Origin of the sequence: Sulfitobacter undariae, from assembly GCF_014196805.1 — a bacterium.
GTDB lineage: Bacteria > Pseudomonadota > Alphaproteobacteria > Rhodobacterales > Rhodobacteraceae > Sulfitobacter > Sulfitobacter undariae.
Map to the genome: position 1 here is coordinate 260,536 of NZ_JACIEI010000003.1, position 18,760 is coordinate 279,295.

Sequence of the window (18,760 nt, forward strand, 5' to 3'; positions counted from 1 at the left end):
GGGCTGTTCATGTTCGATTCATGTTTACCATTTGGTAACCAGCCCGAGCATAGAGTTTGAACCTATTTAGCCAGTGCAGCGAACGGGGGCAAGCAATGGGCGCGGCATCTGCTTTTGCCACGATGATGTCAGCGCAGCGCGGCGCCTTGTTCGGCTGGGTGCCTGTCTGTCTGGCAGTAGGGATAAGCCTTTATTTTCAGATGAAATTCGAGCCGTCGGTGATTCATATATTTATGATTGCTGTCATCGGCGCATTCTTTGGGGCAGTGGCGTATTTCCTGCCCGAGACGACGCGCCCTTTTGCCGTGGCTGTCATGCTGGTCTGTATTGGCGTGTTGCTTGCAGTGGTGCGGGCGCATTCAGTCGCCGGTCCGGTTTTGAGCTTTCGGTATTATGGCGCGGTAGAGGGGCGGATCATCGCGATTGACCGCAGCCAATCGGATGCTTTGCGGCTGACGCTGGATGATGTTGTGCTCGAGCGCGTTCCCCCGTCGCGAACTCCTGAGCGTGTGCGCGTGTCGTTGCATGGTGATCGCAGCGCGGATATCGCGGCTGAACCAGGTTTGCGCGTGATGCTGACAGGCCATCTGTCGCCGCCCTCTGGACCCGTAGAACCAGGGGGATTTGATTTTCAACGCCATGCGTGGTTTGCGCGATTGGGGGCTGTTGGCTATGCGCGTACGCCGCTGATGGGCGTGGCCGAGCCAGAAGGCGGCTTGGGTGTGTTCCGCATCCGCATGGCTGCATCGGCACGGATTCAATCGCATCTTGGCGGCGATACAGGCGGATTTGCTGCCGCCATCACAACGGGGGATCGTTCGGCGATCAGCCAAGCGTCACTGGACGCATTGCGTGCCAGTAATTTGGCGCATTTGCTGGCAATTTCCGGTTTGCATATGGGGCTGATGACAAGCGTTGTTTTTGCAGCACTACGGCTGGTTCTGGCCCTGATGCCGCCACTGGTCTTGCGCTGGCCTGCGCGTAGCATCGCGGCAGCTGGCGCGTTGGTGGTGGCTGCTGGATATTTGGCATTGTCTGGGGGCAACGTCGCCACCCAGCGGGCGTTTGTTATGGTTGCCGTGGCGTTGTTTGCGCTGATGATCGGGCGTCGCGCAATCAGCCTACGCGGCGTGGCGATTGCAGCTATAATTGTACTGGCTCTGCGTCCCGAAGCCCTGATGGGGCCGGGATTTCAGATGTCATTTGCGGCGACAACGGCATTAGTGGCCGTGTTCGGCTGGATGCGTGACGGGGCTGTCAAATTCGGGCCAAAATGGATGCAGCCTGTTGTTGCAGTGGTTATTTCGTCTGCTGTGGCCGGGTTTGCAACCGCGCCGATTGCTGCCGCCCATTTCAATGCCATCGCGCAATATGGGTTGCTCGCCAATCTGGTCACGGTGCCATTGATGGGCGTTTTGGTGATTCCTGCCGCCGTTGTCGCAGCGGTGCTGGCGCCTATCGGACTGGAGATGGTTGCCCTTTGGATTATGGGGCTGGGGGTGGATTGGATATTGTTCGTTGCGCATTTCATGGCAGACCTCCCCCAAGCGCGTAGTTATGTCATCGGACCCTCAGCGCAGGTAGTGCCATTACTGACGCTCGGGTTCCTGACGCTGCTGCTGTGGCGGGGGCGTTTGCGTTGGTGCGGCGTTGTGGCGATGGCGGCTTCATTTGTGATTTGGCACGGCAGCGAACGGCCTGACGTTTTGATTTCTGATACAGGTACATTGGTCGGCGTCATGACGGATCAGGGCCGCGCGCTGAGTAAGGAACGTGGGGCAGGGTTTGCCGCAAGCAACTGGCTTGAAAACGATGGGGAGGGTATCAGCCAAAGCGCTGCTGCTGCCCGTTGGCAAAATGATATTCCAGTGATCCATTTATCGAGAAAACGCGCTGTCGCCGCATTTTCGGGTTGCGTAAAAGGGCAGGTGGTGGTGAGCTCCGTGGCCTTTGATCAAGGTGACATGCCGTGCTTTTTGCACGATCCAGACAGCCTGAAGCACACAGGCGCAGTTGCGTATCATAGGGGGGAGGAGGGGCGGTTGGTCATCACGACGGCCCGCAGCATCGCAGGAGAGCGGCTTTGGACGCAATGGCCAAAGAAAAAACCGCTGCGCCATGATATGAAACAGGCGCAGCGTAAGAACAATTTACAATAAATCAGTAAGAGCGGATCAGCCCGACAAGACGCCCTTGAACTTTTACCTGATCCGAAGGGAAAACGCGGGTTTCATACAGCGGGTTTGCCGCTTCAAGGGCGATGGCATTGCCTTTGCGCTTGAATCTTTTCAGCGTCGCCTCTTGGTCTTCCACCAAAGCGACAACGATATCACCGTCGTCCGCCACAGATGTCTCAAGAATCACAACAACATCACCGTCATTGATGCCCGCCTCGATCATCGAGTCGCCTTTGACCTCAAGCGCATAATGCGCGCCGTTTCCTGCCAGCATCCCATTTGGCACTGTCACGCCATGTGACCGTTGACTGATGGCTTCAATCGGAACACCCGCCGCGATTTTACCCATGACAGGCAGTTCGGTTGCTTCAATTGTGCTGACGGGCAGGGCGTTTGCAGGGGGGGGGATATCAGGCAGGTCGCCGTCAATCACGCGCGGGGCAAAACCCGTACCGCCCATGCTGTCGGGCAGTTTCACAACTTCGATGGCACGGGCGCGGTGCGCCAAACGGCGGATGAAGCCGCGTTCTTCCAGCGCAGTAATCAGGCGGTGAATGCCAGATTTAGACCGCAGATCAAGCGCATCTTTCATCTCATCAAAACTGGGCGGAACACCGTCGCGCTGCACTCGTTTGTGAATGAATGCCAGAAGGTCGAGTTGTTTTTTTGTCAGCACAGAACTTACCTCATCCCTAGTTGTCTCACTTTGTTCTAGGGATGTTCTTGTTTTGTGTCAACCGTTTCAGATGTCAATCAGCCGGACTATTTCGCCTGTGCGCTGCGCGGGGGCATTTGCGGGGCGTACCAGCAAGGCGTCAGCAGTGGCAAGCACGCTGAGCAGGGAGCTGTCTTGACGCGGGGCTGGCGTGATACCGTCCTGCGAGATGTGGGCGCGCATGTAGTGTTCGCGCGGGCCATTGGCGGGAATATCCTGCGCAAGGGGCAGCGTGCGCTCTGGTGCGGGGTGGTGTCCTAGGCCCAGCATGGCGCGGATCATGGGGACGACAAAGACGCAACCGCAGACCATGGCCGACACTGGATTTCCGGGCAGGCCGATCATCGCAGCGCCTTCCAGCCGTCCCGCCATCAGGGGTTTGCCCGGGCGCATGGCGACTTTGTAGAACGATTGCTCCATCCCCATTTCAGCCGCGACAGGCGCAACCAGATCGTGATCGCCGACAGACGCACCGCCAATGGTGACGATCAAATCAGATCCACGCGCCAGCTCAAAACTACGGCGTAGGGAGGCGGCATCATCGCGTGCAATGGGCAGCAGACGTGTTTGCGCGCCCATATCTTCCAGCATCGCAGCGAGGCCATAGGTGTTGGAGGCGATGATCTGGTCTTGGTTGGGAGCCTCGCCCGGTTGAACCAATTCATCCCCAGTGGCAAGAATGGCCACGATAGGTTTACGGAACACAGGCACGCGCGCGATGTTCATAGAGGCAAGCAAAGCAATGTCCGCAGGCCGTAAACGGCGCGGGGCGGCAAGCGGCTGGCCTTGGGTGAAATCACCGCCTGCGGGGCGGATGTTGTCTTTGCCGTCGATGTTGTGACCCAAAGTGATCAGATTACCGCGCCGAGTAACATCCTCTTGGATAACGACAAAATCGGCACCCTCTGGAACGGGCGCACCTGTGAAAATGCGCACGGCCTGACCTGCGCGCAGCGTGCCTACATAGCGATGCCCTGCCGCAGATTCGCCGACCACTTTGAACATTACATCAGGTTCAACTTCGTCACGGCGGACCGCATAACCATCCATTGAGGAGGCGGCAAAGGGCGGCTGGGTGCGTTTGGCGTTCACTTCTTGCGCCAGAACACGGCCATGGGCGTCGCGTAGGGCAATCTCCTCAACGGGCATTACCGTGGTGAGCGAAAACAGCTGCTCTAACGCTTGGGTGACGGTGATCATGGAGCCGTGTGGCGGCCCGATTTGCCGCCGTCTTTCAGCGTGACGCGCAAGCCGCCGATTTCCATGGTCTTATCGACGGCTTTGCTCATGTCATAGACGGTTAGTGCCGTGACAGAAGCCGCAGTGAGCGCCTCCATCTCGACCCCTGTTTGACCTGTGGTTTTCACGGTTGCCGTGATGCGGATGCCAGGAAGGTCTGGATCAGGCGTCAGATCAACAGAGACGGATGTGATCGGCAGCGGGTGGCAGAGCGGAATGAGATCGGATGTTTTTTTGGCGGCCATGATGCCCGCCAATCGCGCAACGCCCAGAACGTCGCCTTTTTTGGCGCGACCTTCTGTAATGATATCAAGTGTTTCACGCTGCATTTGAATGTAGTTTTCAGCCGTGGCAATCCGCGCGGTCACAGCCTTTTCAGACACATCCACCATATGCGCATGACCTTCGCCATCAAAATGGGTCAGCGCCACTACATGCCTCCCGCTTGCAACGGGTTGGCAAGCAGTGTGCGTGTGGCATGAGCAACATCGTCCTGCCGCATCAGGCTTTCGCCAATCAAGAAGCTGCGGGCACCGTAACGGGCCATATCTGCAAGATCGGCAGGCGTGTTTAACCCGCTTTCACAGATGATCATCCGTTCGCCTGGAATGTGCTTGGAAAGTGTGCGTGTCACATCAAGAGACGTCTCGAACGTATTGAGATTGCGGTTATTAATCCCAATCATGCGCGATTTAAGAAGCATTGCGCGCTCTAGTTCTTTGGCGTTATGCGTTTCGATCAGAGCATCCATGCCGTAGTGTGTGGCGGCATCTTCCAACTCAATCGCTTGGGCGTCCGATACAGAGGCCATAATGATCAAGATGCAATCAGCACCAAGGCTGCGTGCCTCGGCTACTTGATAGGTATCATAGAGAAAGTCTTTGCGCAGCACAGGCAATTCACAGGCTGCGCGGGCCTCGACGAGGAACTCTTTGGCGCCCTGAAAACTGGGGGTGTCGGTCAGAACGGACAGGCAGGTAGCCCCGCCAGCTTCATAAGCAGCGGCCAGTGCTGCTGGCTGGAAATCTTCGCGGATCAGACCTTTGGAGGGGCTGGCCTTTTTGATTTCGGCAATCAGGCCGTAATTCTCGATGGATGCCTCAAACAGCGCTTCCGCAAAGGGCCGCACAACGGGGGCAGCGGCGGCGCGTGCCTCCATTTCCTCAAGGGGAACAGCGGCTTTGTCTGCTGCAATTTCTTCAAGCTTGTAGGCTTTGATTTTGTCTAGGATTGTTTGGGTCATGGTGCCTCCGGATCACCCCAGTTTATGGACCTATGCCCTTGGCTGTGCAACCATACATTGGTGCGGCTAAAGGGACGGGAGCCAAAGAAGCCGCGATGGGCGGAAAGCGGCGAAGGGTGTGCTGTTTCCAGCTTGAGATTTTTCGTGTTGTCCACGGCGCTTGCGGCCTTATGCGCAGGCCCACCCCACAGCAGATAAGCGCGTGGTTGGTCTGCGAGGCGTTTCAGCACTTGTTCGGTGAGACTTTCCCAGCCCAGCTTTGCGTGGCCTTTGGGGGTGCCCTGTGGCACGGTCAGGATCGTGTTGAGCAGCAAAACGCCCTGATCGGCCCAATCATCCAGCTGGGTGCGGGTGCGTGTAACATCTAGATCGCTGCGTAACTCTTTGAAAATATTCCCAAGACTATCGAGCCTTCCACCAAAATCTGCTGTGATGGAGAAGGCCAGAGCATGGGCCTTGGCGGGGGTGTGGTAGGGGTCTTGACCCAATATCACCACACGCACGTCATCGGGTTGTAGTCGCTCCAGTGCATTAAACACCAGCGGCGCGGGGGGCAGGATCACGCGTGTCTCTTCCGCCAGCGTCGCTTCGATTCTTGGCAACGTTTCGTCAAAGAATGGCAAACTACGCCACGCGCCCAGACGGCTTAGGTCAAACATCAGCCAGCTTGCGTAATTCGGGCGACGGCAGTGATCTTCTCACGTGCGGCGCCCGAATCAATACTGGCGCGGGCCATCTCAACCCCTGCTTTCAGGTCCGGCGCGGCATCGGCAATCACCAGCGCCGCAGCAGAGTTGAGCAGCACGGCATCGCGGTAGGCAGATTGCTCGCCGTCCAGCAGGGCGTTAAACGCCACGGCGTTTTGTTCAGGTGTGCCGCCGACAATTGCCTCAAACGGATGCACGGGCAGGCCAGCGTCTTCGGGATGGATTTCAATGTCATCAATGGCGCCAGTTTTGCGCAAGGCACTGACCCAGCTGACACCCGTGATGGTCAGTTCATCCGTCCCATCCGAGCCATGCACCAACCATGCGGCTTCCGAGCCGAGGAGTTTCAGCGTCTCTGCCATCGGGCGGGTCAATTCACGGGTGTAAGTCCCTGTGAGTTGGCGCTTGACCCCAGCGGGATTGGTGAGCGGTCCAAGAATGTTAAAAATCGTGCGCGTGCCCAGCTCAGAGCGGGTGGGCATGACATGCGCAATCGCAGGATGGTGCATCGGGGCCATCATAAAGCCGATGCCAGCCTCGTTCAGGGCCTTTTCCACCACTGCCGCGCCGACCATGGTTTTCAGGCCCATTTGGCCCAATGCATCCGCTGCACCTGATTTTGAGCTCAGATTACGGTTGCCATGTTTGGCCACAACCACCCCTGCACCAGCCACCACAAAGGCGGTTGCGGTTGAGATGTTCAGCGTGCCTTTGCCGTCGCCGCCTGTGCCAACAATATCCATCGCGCCCTCGGGGGCCACAACGGGATTGCATTTGCGGCGCATCACAGAGGCGGCTGCGGTGAATTCATCCACTGTTTCGCCGCGTGTGCGCAGGGCCATCAGGAAACCGCCAATCTGGCTGGGGGTCGCTTGGCCTGCAAAAAGGATGTCAAAGGCTTGTTCAGCCTGTGTACGGGTCAGCGGGCCGTTGGCAGCCGCATCAATGAGGGGTTTTAGGGCGTCGCTCATGCGGGTTCTTTGACCTCCTTGAGGAAGTTTTCCAGCAGCGCGTGGCCATGCTCGGAACGGATTGATTCAGGGTGGAATTGCACGCCGTGGATCGGCAATGTGCGGTGTTGCAGGCCCATGATGGTGCCATCTTCCAGCTCGGCAGTGACCTCAAGGCAATCTGGCAGGCTGGCGCGTTCAACGATCAAGGAATGATACCGCGTGGCGGCAAAAGGGGTGGGTAGCCCCGCAAACAGGCCTTTGCCTGTGTGCTGCATCTGGCCCAGCTTGCCGTGTACAATATCATCTGCACGGATTACGCGGCCGCCAAAAGCTTCGCCAATGGTCTGATGACCCAAACAGACCCCCAGCAGCGGGATACCCGCAGCGGCGGCAGCATGGGTGAGTTCCAAGCAAATACCTGCCTGCGCGGGATCGCAAGGACCGGGGGACAAGACGATGCCCGAAGGGCGCATTGCCATAGCTTCATCTACGCTCAACGTATCATTGCGGCGGATTTCCATCTGCGCGCCCAGAGCGCCCAGATAGTGCACTAGGTTATAGGTGAAGCTGTCATAGTTATCGATCAACAGGAGCATCTTGGGAAAACTTCGTATTAGGACTAGAGAAGGGAGGCGTTGGAGGTGTATAGATCGTGAGGGTAGATGGTCAGTCTTGGACGCAATCGTCAAGGGGCAGGCCGCTGCATTGCGCATTAACCGGAGCATAATATTCGGGATGCGAGGGGTGCAGAGTAACAGGACAAGGGTGCAACAGCTATGGCACATGGTGTATTAAGCGGAATCGGTTTGGGCGCAGTATTTAGCCTAAGCGTGGCGGGAGTCATTTCAGTTGTGGTTCCAATGGAGCCGCAACCCATGCCCGAAACAGAAGTTGCGGCACCGGCGACCAAGCCAGTGCTTGCCGTGCCAGAACCTGCAGTATCAGAGCCAGTGACATCTTTATCGGCGCAGAGCGGCACAAACACTTCTCCAGCAGAGGTCGTGCCTGACGTCATTGAAAACACTGACTTGCCGATTGAATCCGACGCGCCGATCGAACCCGACATGCCCATCGAAGCGGACGTGCCGCCAGAACCCGAGACCACAGCGCTTGCGCCACAGCTTGAGAGCGACTTGGGAGCAGGCGTTGCGCCAGCCATTGTGCAGCAAGCACCTGTGACGCCGCCGACAGCAGACCCCGTTGTTGCGCCCACAGCATCCACATCTGCTGCCGCACCTGTTCAAGATGTCACAGAAGCAGACAGTGTACCGCAGGTGCCAGTAGCTACGCCGCGACCAGAAACCGGCGACATTGGCGCACTGACATTGCCCAAACCACTGCCATCGAGTGTGACCGCACGCATTGCAGAGGACGCGCCCGTTTTGCCCAATCCGCAAGCGCTCGCCCCGATGATGCCTGATGACAGCCCAGATGTTGCGATGCCCGAGCCAGCAGAAGTCGTTGCTCCGCAAGAAGATCTGGTACCAAGCGCCCCTGAGGCAGCAGAGACACCAGAAGCGGCGCCCCAAACGGCAGCAGAAGAAACCTTGGAGCCAAAGCCCGTCAAACCGCGTGTTTTGCCAGCGCCAAATAGCAGCAGCACTGAAACGCTGGGCACTTCAGCGCGCCCGAGTATTGGTACGCCTGCAAAGACCCTGATTGACCGGAATACTAAAACAGCGCAAACGCAGCAGGCGGGTTCAACGCCATCCAGCTTGGGTGTTTCTGCTGAGAACCAACCGATTAACCTCTATGCGCAACCTTTTTCGAACCCCGATGACCTGCCCATGATGAGCATTGTGCTGATAGACACGGGTGTCGATCTGGATACCAATGAAATCGGCTTGCCTGCTCTTTCAAGTTTCCCCTATCCGATCAGTTTTGCTGTCGATGTGAGTTTACCAGACGCAGCGGAGCGTGTTGCACAGTATCGTGCAAACGGGTTTGAAGTGTTGGCAATGCTGAACCTGCCGCAAGGCGCTCAACCCTCGGACGCAGAAGTGTCCATGAGTGTCGCTCTCAGCGAAATGCCAGAAGTGATTGGTGTCTTGGAGGGCACTGGTGAAGGGGTGCAGGGCTCACGCGAGGTTGCCGATCAAGTTACACGGATTCTGAAAGCCAGCGGTCACGGGTTGGTCACGCAGAGCAAAGGTCTCAATTCAGTACCCAAATTGGCGGTGAAACAAGGTGTGCCTGCGGCCCCAATTTTCCGCGACTTTGATTCTGAAGGCCAAAAGCCCCGCGTTATCCGGCGTTTTCTGGATCAAGCTGCATTTAAGGCGGGCCAAGAAGGCGGTGTGATCATGTTGGGTCGCTTGCGCCCCGAAACCATCGAAGCCTTATTGGTTTGGGGGCTTGCAGATCGCGCGGGGTCTGTGGCTTTGGTGCCTGTATCGGCAGTATTGTTGGACCAACGCTAAGTTTGTCACATCTAAAACACCTTACATCCTGAATGGTCTAAAATCCGTCTCTTATTTGCCATTTTTGTGAGTAAAAACAGAGAGGATTTTAGAAGGATGTGTCGGTGTTTTTATATATCTATAAACCAAGTGACTTTGTAGAAACCGTACCCTCTGAAGCCGGCAGTGGCTCGGTTTCTGGAGGGCCATGGACACTTACCTTAAAACCAGGTGCTACGCCGATATCGGTTGAGATCACAGATAACGACAACATCTTTGACGAACTCGACACGACCCAGAATATCACAAATGCTGTGACCTTGGACGGTAACACTTGGGCAGCAGGAGAGACGATTCACTCCGCTTATGATTTAATTAATTCGACGACGGGCCATAAAGTCACGACGCTGCATTTCGGAGGCAATGGGAACCAGGTTGGGGCGGTTGATGGTTTGGTGTCGACTGTGCGTCTTGTTGAAGGTGAGAGCTATACCTTTAATCAGAGCCGTACATCCAACAAAGAGACCAATGAATATGAGCAGTACGTTGCCTGCTTTACCGCTGATACTTTGATCGAGACAGTGGATGGCCTTATACCTGTGCAGGATTTGCAGGTGGGCTGCATGATTCAAACACTTGATCATGGGCCGCAACCGCTTATGGCTTTGTTGTCACGACATGTAGATGTGGCGACACTGCAGGAGATGCCAAATTTGGCACCTGTCCGTATCACCGCGGGCGCATTGGGGCAGGGGCTTCCCTTGCGCGATCTGCTTGTGTCCCCCCAACACCGTTTCCTTGCGCGTTCGGTTGTGGTGCGGCGGATGTTTGAAGCGGCTGAAACATTACTCAGTGCAAAGCAACTTACCGCTTTGCCGGGCATTGCCGTGGACAACAGCCAAAGTGAGGTGACATATTTTCACCTTGTGATGCCGCACCATGAAATTGTGATCGCGGAAGGGACCCCGACAGAAAGTTTTTATTGCGGAGAGATGGCTATGAAATCTCTGACGCCCGCTGCCCGTGCGGAGCTAAGCAAGCTGTTCCCAGACCTTCTGACAGGCGTGTCTGGAGTAGAGCCTGTGCGCCCGTTGCCCAGCCCTCGCCGCCAGAAACAACTGGTCAGCAGGCTGCTGCGCAACACCAAACCCGTGCTTGCCGCTTAGCTGTTGCCGTTACCGTCAAAGCGCGCTGCATCTTCGGCGGCGCGTCTGATGGCACCGGATTTATGCACGGTTTCCATATATTCGGCTTCAGGGTCGCTGTCATAAACAACACCGCCGCCTGCTTGGATATACAGCGTTTCATCTTTGATTACGGCAGTACGCAAGGCGATACACATATCCATGTCGCCGCCTGCGCTGAAATACCCGACACCGCCGCCATAGACGCCGCGTTTCTCCGGCTCTAACTCGTCGATGATCTGCATGGCACGGACTTTGGGCGCACCAGAAACCGTACCCGCAGGCATACCCGCAAAGAAGGCATCCAGTGCGTCGCAATCTTCGCGCAGCTCGCCGACAACGTTAGACACGATGTGCATGACGTGGCTATAGCGCTCGACGATGAATTCCTCGGTAGGGCGCACGGTGCCTATCTTGGCAACACGGCCCACATCGTTACGGCCCAAATCAAACAGCATCAGATGTTCGGCCAGTTCTTTTTGATCGGCCATCAAATCCGCTTCAAGTGCGCGATCTTCTTCGGGTGTTGCACCACGGGGGCGGGTGCCTGCGATGGGGCGGATGGTGATTTCCTGACCAAACACACGCACTAGAATTTCAGGGCTGGCACCAACCACATGGAAGCCGCCAAAGTTGAAGTAAAACATGAACGGCGACGGGTTGGTCCGGCGCAGCGAGCGATAAAGCGAGAAGGGCGGCTGCGGAAAGGCCTGCGCCCAGCGTTGGCTTGGCACAACCTGAAAGATGTCACCGGCTTTGATGTATTCTTTGGCCTTCAGAACGGCTTCTTTATAGGCGTCTTTGGTGAAGTTGCTGACAGGGGCAGGGACGGCCGCAGCTTCGCCCAGATTGCGTGAGGTGCCAGCAGGCGCGCGCTCCAGATCCCGTACGGCATCCATCACACGCTCAGCCGCTTGGGCATAGGCGGCGCGGGCGGATTGGCCATCGGCCACCCATGCAGGGGACACAACTGTGACTTCGCCTTTGACACCGTCCAGCACTGCCACAACAGAAGGACGCAGCATTACGGCGTCAGGCAGGCCCAATGGATCAGAGTTTACGTCGGGCAGGCGTTCGACCAGCCGGATCATATCATAGCCTAGATAGCCAAACAGTCCCGCAGCCGATTGCGGCAGGTCTTCGGGTAGGTCGATTTTGCTTTCGGCGATGAGGCTGCGCAGGGCGTCCAGTGGTCCGCCCTCAATCGCGACATAGGCATCGGGATCATAACGCGCAGCGCGGTTGACCTCGGATGTGGTGCCGCGACACCGCCAGATCAGATCAGGTTTCATACCGATGATGGAATAACGTCCGCGCACTTCGCCGCCAGTGACGGATTCCAGCATAAATGCGTTTTCCGCCGCCCCGCCCAGCTTGAGCATCAAGGACACAGGCGTATCCAGATCAGCAGCCAGACGGGTATAGACCACCTGATGTTGACCCGCGTTATAACGGGCCGCGAAAGTATCAAAATCGGGTGTCAGTTGCATCTTATTGGAAACCTACGTTCACAGCAGTCACAGCACGCGGATCAATGTTTTGACCAGCACGCAGCAATACATCATTGGAATAGATATCGAACAAATCACGCGCCAACGCATCGTTTTGTTGGGTGCGTAGATTGGCGATAAAGGCTTGTGATTGGGCGTTGTCCATATCGGCGGGTGTGATTGCATCCAGACGCACGATCACAACGGTGTCTTCGCCTTCCATGATACGGATTTCGCCTGTTTCCATTTCAAACACTTCCTCGGTAAAGCCTGCTGGTGTGGCAGGAAGGAAAGCGTTGCGGGTTTGGTCCGTTTCTACACGCTCCGACAGGCCAGAAGCCGAAAGGGCAGCGCCTGCTTCGGTTTGTGCTTTGGCCGCTTCGGCCTGAACGCGCAACTGAGTGACGATCTGTTCTGAGCGCCAGCGATCTGCCACTTGGTCAGCGACATCTTCATAGGAGGCAGGGCGCTCTGGCAGGGCTTCATCCAGACGCAGCGCAAAGATACTGCCATCATCCAGCTGATCGACTTTCGGAAAGTCCGTATCGGTTACCGTGGCGGCAGCTTCGCGGAAACCTTCATAGGCGGCGATGCCATCAGAGCTGTCCACAGTCCAATCGACTTGCCCCAATACCATGTCGGTTTCTTGCGCAAGTTGCTCTAGGGTGGACCCACCGGCAAGGCGGTCATCAAAGTCTTCTGCTTGGGCTTCAACAATGCGAACTGCGCGGTCAGCCGCAAGAATATCACGAAGCTCGGGCTCGGCTTCTTCGAAGGTTACGGTTTGGGCGGGGAGGACCGCATTGACGCGAAACAGGGCAGGGCCAAGGTTGCTATCGGCGGGGCCAACAACGTCACCGACTTGGGCGGCAAAGACTACCTCGCCTGCCGCACCTAGTGCGTCCAGATCAACATCACCCAAATCCACATCTGTCAGGGCCAGACCGCGGTCAGTAACCAGAGTTTCAAAGGTGGTACCACCGACTTCGAGTGCCGCAGCAGCTTGGTCTGCGGCTTCTTGATCAGAAAAGACCAGTCGCTCAACCAGACGGCGGGCGGGTTGATTGTATTGCTCGGAGCGGGAGGCATATTCTGCGCGCAGATCATCTTCGGCCAGTTCAACCTGATCAATGATGTCGGTTGGGTTCAGCCACACATATGTTATTTTCTTGGTTGCAGGCAAAACGAAGTTATCGGCATTTGCGTCGAAATATGCCTTTAATGTCGCTTCATCTGCGTCTTCGATTGGGGTTTTCAGCGTCGTTTCGTCCAGCAGAGCCCAAGTGAAATTTCTGTTTTCAGCGACATAAGAAACCAGCGTTTCTGCATAGGCGGCAGGCATTTCCACACCGCTTATGATGGCGTCTTGCAGGAGTTGACGTGCGGCCTCTTCGCGCAGGCTTGTTTCAAACTCGGCTTCGGTTAAGCCCGCAGAGCGCAGCGTCTGGGCATAGCCTTGGCGGTCAAAACTTCCGTCAACACCTTGGAATGACGAAATTGCAACGACGCGGTCGCGGAGGGTTTCGTCACCGATGGACAGGCCAATTAGTGTGGCCTCATGATCCAAAGCGCGCTCGCGTACGATACGTTGCAAAACGATTGTGTCGAGACCCAGTTGCTGGGCCTGTGCAAAGCTGATGTTGCTGCCCGACTGGGCACTGATGTTGCGCAGGTCTTGCTGCATTTGACGGGCGTAGGTATCTACGGAAATGGATTTATCCCCGACGGTACCAATGGTGCGTAAATTGCCGCTCAGGTTGACTGCGCCAAAGCCGCCCAGCCCGACAAAGAGCAGGCCCATTAGGCCCCAGGTTGCAGTTTTTCCGATACTAGATCTCTTGGCCATAACAGGTGCCCCTTAAACGGTGTTTGCGACTGTCTAAGGGCTTGTCCGCTAAGGGGCAAGAGGCTGCTACCTAAGGGGTAGATCAACGGCCTCAAGGCGGGCGAATAATGTGGCAATTCCCGCAGCATCCAGATTGGCAAAAGCGATGCGCAACTCATTGGCGCCTTCTGGGGCATCCTTGGGGTAGAACATCGTGCCCGGCAGGGTCAGAACTCCGGCGTCGCGCACCAAGGCTGGGGCCAGATCGGCACTGCTGAGCGCGAAAGGGTGCCGCAGATAGGCGAAATATCCGCCCAATCCCAGCAGGGTCCAGCCTTTGGCCTCTAAAACGGACAGATTTTCAGTGATTGCAGCGCGGCGGGTGAGAATTTCGTCGCGTTCACCAGCCAGCCATTGATCAAGGTTCTGCATTCCCCAGAGGGCGGCGTATTGGCCGATCTGATTGGGGCAAATTGCAACCGTGTCGAGGAATTTTTCGACCTCGGCGAGGCGTGCCTCGGAGGCCGCAACCGCGCCGACACGGTGACCTGTCAGGCGGTAGGCTTTGGAGAACGAATAGAGGTGGATCAGCGTGTCATCCCAATCCGGCCGTTGGAACAGGCTGTGGGGGATATCGGTGCTGGAATGAAAGTCGCGGTAAGTCTCATCTACGATCAGGGCAATACCGCGTGATTTGGCAATGTCATAGAAAGCCGTGATCAGATCATCAGGATATTCTGCGCCCGTCGGGTTATTGGGCGTGACCAACACAATGGCGCGGGTGCGCGGCGTGATCAGCTTGGCCGCATCCCACGGATCGGGCATCATATCGCCTTCGCATTTCAGCGGAACGGCTTTTGCACCCGCCATATCCAGCCACATTTTGTGGTTGAAATACCATGGCACAGGGATGATGACCTCGTCGCCCTCAGCACACAATGTGGCGATCGCTGCGGCAAATGCCTGATTGCAGCCAGAGGTGATGGCAACCTGTGAGGCCGCGACCGTGCCACTATAAATGCGCGATGTCCGTGCCGCCAATTCGCTGCGCAACTCGGGCATGCCCAGAACGGGACCATAGAGATGCATAGCGTCATCTTGGATCACCGCATCGGCCATTGCCTTGCGCATATCCGGATGGGGTGCTTCAACTGGAGCGGCCTGACTGACATTGATCAGCGGGCGCTCGGTGGTGAAATTCACCCCCTCCAGCCAGCGGCGGGCCTCCATCACAGGGGGCGGGAAGGTGGTTGCTGTGCGGGGGAGCGTCATGGCGGATGTCCGGATATGGAAGGAAGATGGGGGCGGCTAAGGGCGGGGTCAGTCTTTGCCGCGATAGGGTTCGACGTATTGCAGGGCCATATCCCAAGGGAAGAAAATCCACGTGTCCTGACTGACGCCAGTGATGAAGGTATCGACCATAGGTTCGCCTTCGGGTTTGGCATAGACGGTGGCGAAATGGGCTTTGGGATAGAGTGTGCGCACCAGCTCCAGTGTTTTGCCACTGTCCACCAGATCATCAATGATCAAAATGCCTGTGCCGTCGCCCATGATTTCTACATCTGGTGATTTAAGAACACGCGCTTCGCGACGTTCGTCTGCTTTGCCGCCGCCAGAATGATAAGAAACCACCGAGATTGTATCAACAGTACGGATGTCCAGTTCACGGGCCACAATCATCGCGGGGGCCATGCCGCCACGAGTAATGGCAACAACTGCGTCCCATGCGCCACCGTTGGGGCCTTTACCATCCAGACGCCATGCCAATGCGCGGCTGTCGCGGTGGATTTGATCCCAGCTGATGTGGAAGCCTTTTTCGTGGGGGAGACGTGTATCGGACATTATAGTTACCTTTCAAGCAAGAGGCGCAGGCCAAGGGCAGCCATGACGCCCGAAGCGATCCGGTCGGCCCATGTCTTGACGCGCAAATAGGCCGCACGGGCGCGCGGAGTGGAGAGGCCGAAGGCCATGGCGGAATACACCGTGATCTCGACGATGAAGTGATTGGTGATGATGAGGGCGCTATCGCTGAGAGACAGGCCACTTGGGAAAATCACAACAATCACCGCCCCCGCAAACAGGACGGATTTGGGATTGCTGATGTTAACGATGACGCCAGAGCGAAAAGCGCGTTTGTGGGAGGGGTTGGTGCCTGTTTCCAGCGGCTGTGAAGCCCCGCGCCACATGCTCCAAGCGAGGTAGAGCAAATAAATCGCCCCCCCCAGTTTCATGGCGCCGTAAAGCCATGGCAGCAAATCGAACAAGGCGGCGAGCCCAAGCAAGGCGGCGCTGGTCCACACCGTTGCGATCACGCTAAGACCCAGCCCAGTGAGGATACCTGCCCTGCGCCCATCGGCCATGCTATTGCGCAGCACCAGCAAGAAGGCAGGTCCAGGCGAAGCCATGGCAGCCAGCAATGTGAGATTAAAGGCGATGAGCTGGGCAAGGGTGAGATCGGTCATGGCGTGGTCTGATCCGGTTAGGTGGTTACAATTTTCACGCCCAGCAGGGCGAGCAGGCCGCCAAAGCTGCGGTCGATGATGGTTTTTAGTGAAATATAGGTGGTGCGGCTCTGTTCAAGCGCAAAGACCCTTGCCACAGACATGTTCCACACGGCTTCGTTCAGGAAAACCACAACCAGTAATGCCATGTAAATCCAAAACGGGGCTTCTGGCGGGACGGTGCCGATGAAGATGGCCGAGAAAAGAACGGCGGGTTTGGGATTGGCCAATTGAGTGAATAGACCAAGGCGAAAAGCGCTGGCTGTAGTGCGCGGGGGGCGGTCACCCGTTTCGGTCTCTAGGGGCAAACTTGCGTCACGCCACATGGTATAACCAAGCCAGAGCAAATAGGCCGCGCCGAAAATTTTAAGCGCCCAGAGCAATGCGGGGGCAACTTGAAACAATAGAGCCAGCCCGAACAGCGCCGCGGCAGCCCAGATCACTGCGCCTGCGCCGATGCCTGCCGCAAGGAAGGCCCCTGTACGGGGGCCTTCGGTCAGACCCGTGCGTGCTGATAGAATGACGGCGGGCCCTGGGCTGATGGCAGCCAGCAAATGCAGGAACGCCACCGTCAAAAATGCAGCCAGTGTCATTCGGCGTTGCCTTTACGTACAGGCGCTTCGATATCAGGCGCATCGACGGCTTTCATGCCCACGACATGATAACCCGCATCGACATGAAGGTTTTCACCTGTTGTGCCAGAACCAAGATCAGACAGCAGGAAGAGGGCGGATTTACCGACTTCGTCGATGGTCACATTGCGGCGCAGCGGCGAATTGTACTCGTTCCACTTCATGATGTAGCGGAAATCACCGATGCCTGACGCTGCAAGCGTTTTGATCGGACCTGCTGAAATCGCGTTCACGCGGATTCCATCTTTGCCTAAATCTTCAGCAAGGTACTTCACAGATGCCTCTAAAGCAGCCTTTGCCACGCCCATGACATTATAATGGGGCATTACTTTTTCTGCGCCATAATAAGTGAGGGTCAGGCAAGAACCGCCATTTTTCATCATTTTTTCGGCCCGCTGCACAACGGCAGTAAAGGAATAGACCGAGATATCCATAGACAGGGCAAAGTTGCCGCGCGAGGTATCAACGTAGCGGCCGCGCAATTCATTTTTATCAGAAAACCCAATGGCATGCACAATAAAGTCAATGTTATCCCAGCGTTCAGCCAGACCGGCGAAGAGGGCGTCGATGGAGGCTTCATCGCCCACATCGCAAGGCAAAACAATGTCAGACCCCAGCTGCGCTGCCAGTGGCTCCACGCGCTTTTTCAGCGCATCCCCTTGAAAAGAAAAGGCAAGTTCGGCGCCGGCATCGGCAAGTTGACGGGCAATGCCCCAGGCAATTGATTTGTCGTTGGCCAATCCCATGATTAGCCCCCGCTTGCCCGCCATCAGGTTGTTTGACATTGCCGTGTTCTCCGTAAAAATATTTGTTCCGTACGGTTTACGCGATTGCCTGCTGGCCGACAAGTGAGCGTGCGCTATATCGTATTAGTCGGTCGTCTTTCGGGTTGCACAGGTTCGCCAGATGGTAGAATTAGAGAGTTGAAAGGTGACCTTACTATAAGTCACTTGAGGTAACTCCGCTTTTCAGAGAGACTTCTCGGAAGTATGGATATAACGCGTGATGCGCTGCACTTGGATTTGAAGAGGAAAAGGGAATGACCAACAACGACAACATCTTTTCTGGAGATGATCCATTTGAGCTAACACGCACTTGGTTGGCTGCGGCGACTGACGTGGAAGTAAATGACCCGAACGCAATCTCGCTGAGCACTGTAGATGCTGATGGCATGCCTAATGCGCGAGTGGTCTTGTTAAAAGGTATCGAGGACAACGCGTTTGTCTTCTATACCAACTACACAAGTGCAAAGGCAGTCGAGCTTGAGCAGTCTGGCAAAGCTGCATTTGTTATGCATTGGAAATCCCTGCGTCGTCAGGTGCGGGCGCGTGGTTTGATTAGCCGTGAAGATGGTGTAAAAGCAGATGAATATTATGCCTCTCGTTCGTTGATGAGCCGTTATGGTGCTTGGGCATCGCGGCAATCTCAACCGCTTGAGAACCGCGACGCGCTGGAACTGGCTGTAAAGCAGGCGCAATCCGAGCAGGGGGGTGATCCGGCACGGCCACCGTTTTGGGGTGGCTTTCGGTTGGTGCCGCTCGAAATGGAGTTTTGGGCAGATGGCGCTTCGCGTTTGCATGATCGGTTTCAATGGCGTCGTTCTGCTGTTGATAAACCTTGGGAAATTAAACGGCTAAATCCGTAACCGTACCAGTGTGGCCAAGCGTTATTTTGGCATTGGAGCTTGAAATGCTC

General features: G+C 56.4%; 18 protein-coding genes. 4 read left to right on the forward strand and 14 right to left on the reverse strand.

Annotated elements, in window-relative coordinates; all coding sequences use genetic code 11:
* The first annotated feature begins 95 nt into the window (after window positions 1-95).
* Window positions 96-2,159, forward strand: coding sequence for a ComEC/Rec2 family competence protein (locus tag GGR95_RS07065; RefSeq protein ID WP_184564225.1), 2,064 nt, complete (start codon window positions 96-98; stop codon window positions 2,157-2,159).
* Between the two features lies 1 nt (window position 2,160).
* On the opposite strand, the gene lexA is transcribed toward GGR95_RS07065, so the two are convergent.
* The 7 genes from lexA to GGR95_RS07100 form a co-directional block, all read right to left on the reverse strand.
* Entirely contained in the window at window positions 2,161-2,853 is a 693-nt protein-coding gene (gene lexA, locus GGR95_RS07070; RefSeq protein ID WP_184564227.1) for a transcriptional repressor LexA, read from the reverse strand.
* A 66-nt stretch (window positions 2,854-2,919) separates the two neighbouring features.
* Window positions 2,920-4,092, reverse strand: a complete 1,173-nt coding sequence (locus GGR95_RS07075) for a molybdopterin molybdotransferase MoeA (protein ID WP_184564229.1) — start codon at window positions 4,090-4,092, stop codon at window positions 2,920-2,922.
* Entirely contained in the window at window positions 4,089-4,562 is a 474-nt protein-coding gene (moaC, locus tag GGR95_RS07080; protein WP_184564231.1) for a cyclic pyranopterin monophosphate synthase MoaC, read from the reverse strand. The genes GGR95_RS07075 and moaC overlap by 4 nt, the downstream gene beginning before the upstream one ends.
* On the reverse strand, window positions 4,562-5,374 hold the full coding sequence (trpC, locus tag GGR95_RS07085) for an indole-3-glycerol phosphate synthase TrpC (protein WP_184564233.1): 813 nt from the start codon (window positions 5,372-5,374) through the stop codon (window positions 4,562-4,564). Before trpC ends, moaC begins: the two co-directional genes overlap by 1 nt.
* Entirely contained in the window at window positions 5,371-6,033 is a 663-nt protein-coding gene (locus tag GGR95_RS07090; protein ID WP_184564235.1) for a uracil-DNA glycosylase, read from the reverse strand. Before GGR95_RS07090 ends, trpC begins: the two co-directional genes overlap by 4 nt.
* Entirely contained in the window at window positions 6,033-7,052 is a 1,020-nt protein-coding gene (trpD, locus tag GGR95_RS07095; RefSeq protein ID WP_184564237.1) for an anthranilate phosphoribosyltransferase, read from the reverse strand. The genes GGR95_RS07090 and trpD overlap by 1 nt, the downstream gene beginning before the upstream one ends.
* A complete protein-coding gene (locus GGR95_RS07100) occupies window positions 7,049-7,630 on the reverse strand; it encodes an anthranilate synthase component II (protein WP_184564239.1) in 582 nt (193 codons plus the stop codon). Before GGR95_RS07100 ends, trpD begins: the two co-directional genes overlap by 4 nt.
* A gap of 180 nt (window positions 7,631-7,810) precedes the next feature.
* Here GGR95_RS07100 and GGR95_RS07105 point away from each other — a divergent pair, with 180 nt between their 5' ends.
* Both GGR95_RS07105 and GGR95_RS07110 read left to right on the forward strand, forming a co-directional pair.
* Window positions 7,811-9,454 (forward strand): divergent polysaccharide deacetylase family protein, encoded by a 1,644-nt coding sequence (locus GGR95_RS07105; RefSeq protein ID WP_184564241.1) that lies wholly within the window; start codon window positions 7,811-7,813, stop codon window positions 9,452-9,454.
* A gap of 104 nt (window positions 9,455-9,558) precedes the next feature.
* Window positions 9,559-10,599 carry a Hint domain-containing protein gene (locus GGR95_RS07110; RefSeq protein WP_184564243.1) on the forward strand — a complete coding sequence of 347 codons (1,041 nt, stop codon included), beginning with the start codon at window positions 9,559-9,561 and terminating at the stop codon, window positions 10,597-10,599.
* Here GGR95_RS07110 and trpE read toward each other — a convergent pair.
* The 7 genes from trpE to fabI all read right to left on the reverse strand — a co-directional run bounded on the left by trpE (window position 10,596) and on the right by fabI (window position 17,850).
* Complete coding sequence (trpE, locus tag GGR95_RS07115; RefSeq protein WP_184564245.1) at window positions 10,596-12,107, reverse strand: anthranilate synthase component I; 1,512 nt, start codon at window positions 12,105-12,107, stop codon at window positions 10,596-10,598. The two genes, GGR95_RS07110 and trpE, sit on opposite strands and share 4 nt — an antisense overlap.
* A 1-nt stretch (window position 12,108) precedes the next feature.
* Window positions 12,109-13,953: a peptidyl-prolyl cis-trans isomerase gene (locus GGR95_RS07120; RefSeq protein ID WP_184564247.1), complete on the reverse strand. Its 1,845-nt coding sequence runs from the start codon at window positions 13,951-13,953 to the stop codon at window positions 12,109-12,111.
* 66 nt (window positions 13,954-14,019) lie between these two features.
* Window positions 14,020-15,204 (reverse strand): aminotransferase, encoded by a 1,185-nt coding sequence (locus GGR95_RS07125; RefSeq protein WP_184564249.1) that lies wholly within the window; start codon window positions 15,202-15,204, stop codon window positions 14,020-14,022.
* Between the two features lie 48 nt (window positions 15,205-15,252).
* A complete protein-coding gene (gpt, locus tag GGR95_RS07130; RefSeq protein WP_184564251.1) occupies window positions 15,253-15,774 on the reverse strand; it encodes a xanthine phosphoribosyltransferase in 522 nt (173 codons plus the stop codon).
* 5 nt (window positions 15,775-15,779) lie between these two features.
* Window positions 15,780-16,394: a LysE family translocator gene (locus GGR95_RS07135; RefSeq protein WP_184564253.1), complete on the reverse strand. Its 615-nt coding sequence runs from the start codon at window positions 16,392-16,394 to the stop codon at window positions 15,780-15,782.
* A gap of 17 nt (window positions 16,395-16,411) precedes the next feature.
* Window positions 16,412-17,026 (reverse strand): LysE family translocator, encoded by a 615-nt coding sequence (locus tag GGR95_RS07140; RefSeq protein WP_184564255.1) that lies wholly within the window; start codon window positions 17,024-17,026, stop codon window positions 16,412-16,414.
* Entirely contained in the window at window positions 17,023-17,850 is an 828-nt protein-coding gene (gene fabI / locus GGR95_RS07145; RefSeq protein ID WP_184564257.1) for an enoyl-ACP reductase FabI, read from the reverse strand. Before fabI ends, GGR95_RS07140 begins: the two co-directional genes overlap by 4 nt.
* A 254-nt stretch (window positions 17,851-18,104) precedes the next feature.
* Here fabI and pdxH point away from each other — a divergent pair, with 254 nt between their 5' ends.
* Window positions 18,105-18,710, forward strand: coding sequence for a pyridoxamine 5'-phosphate oxidase (gene pdxH, locus GGR95_RS07150; protein WP_184564259.1), 606 nt, complete (start codon window positions 18,105-18,107; stop codon window positions 18,708-18,710).
* Window positions 18,711-18,760: the final 50 nt, after the last annotated feature.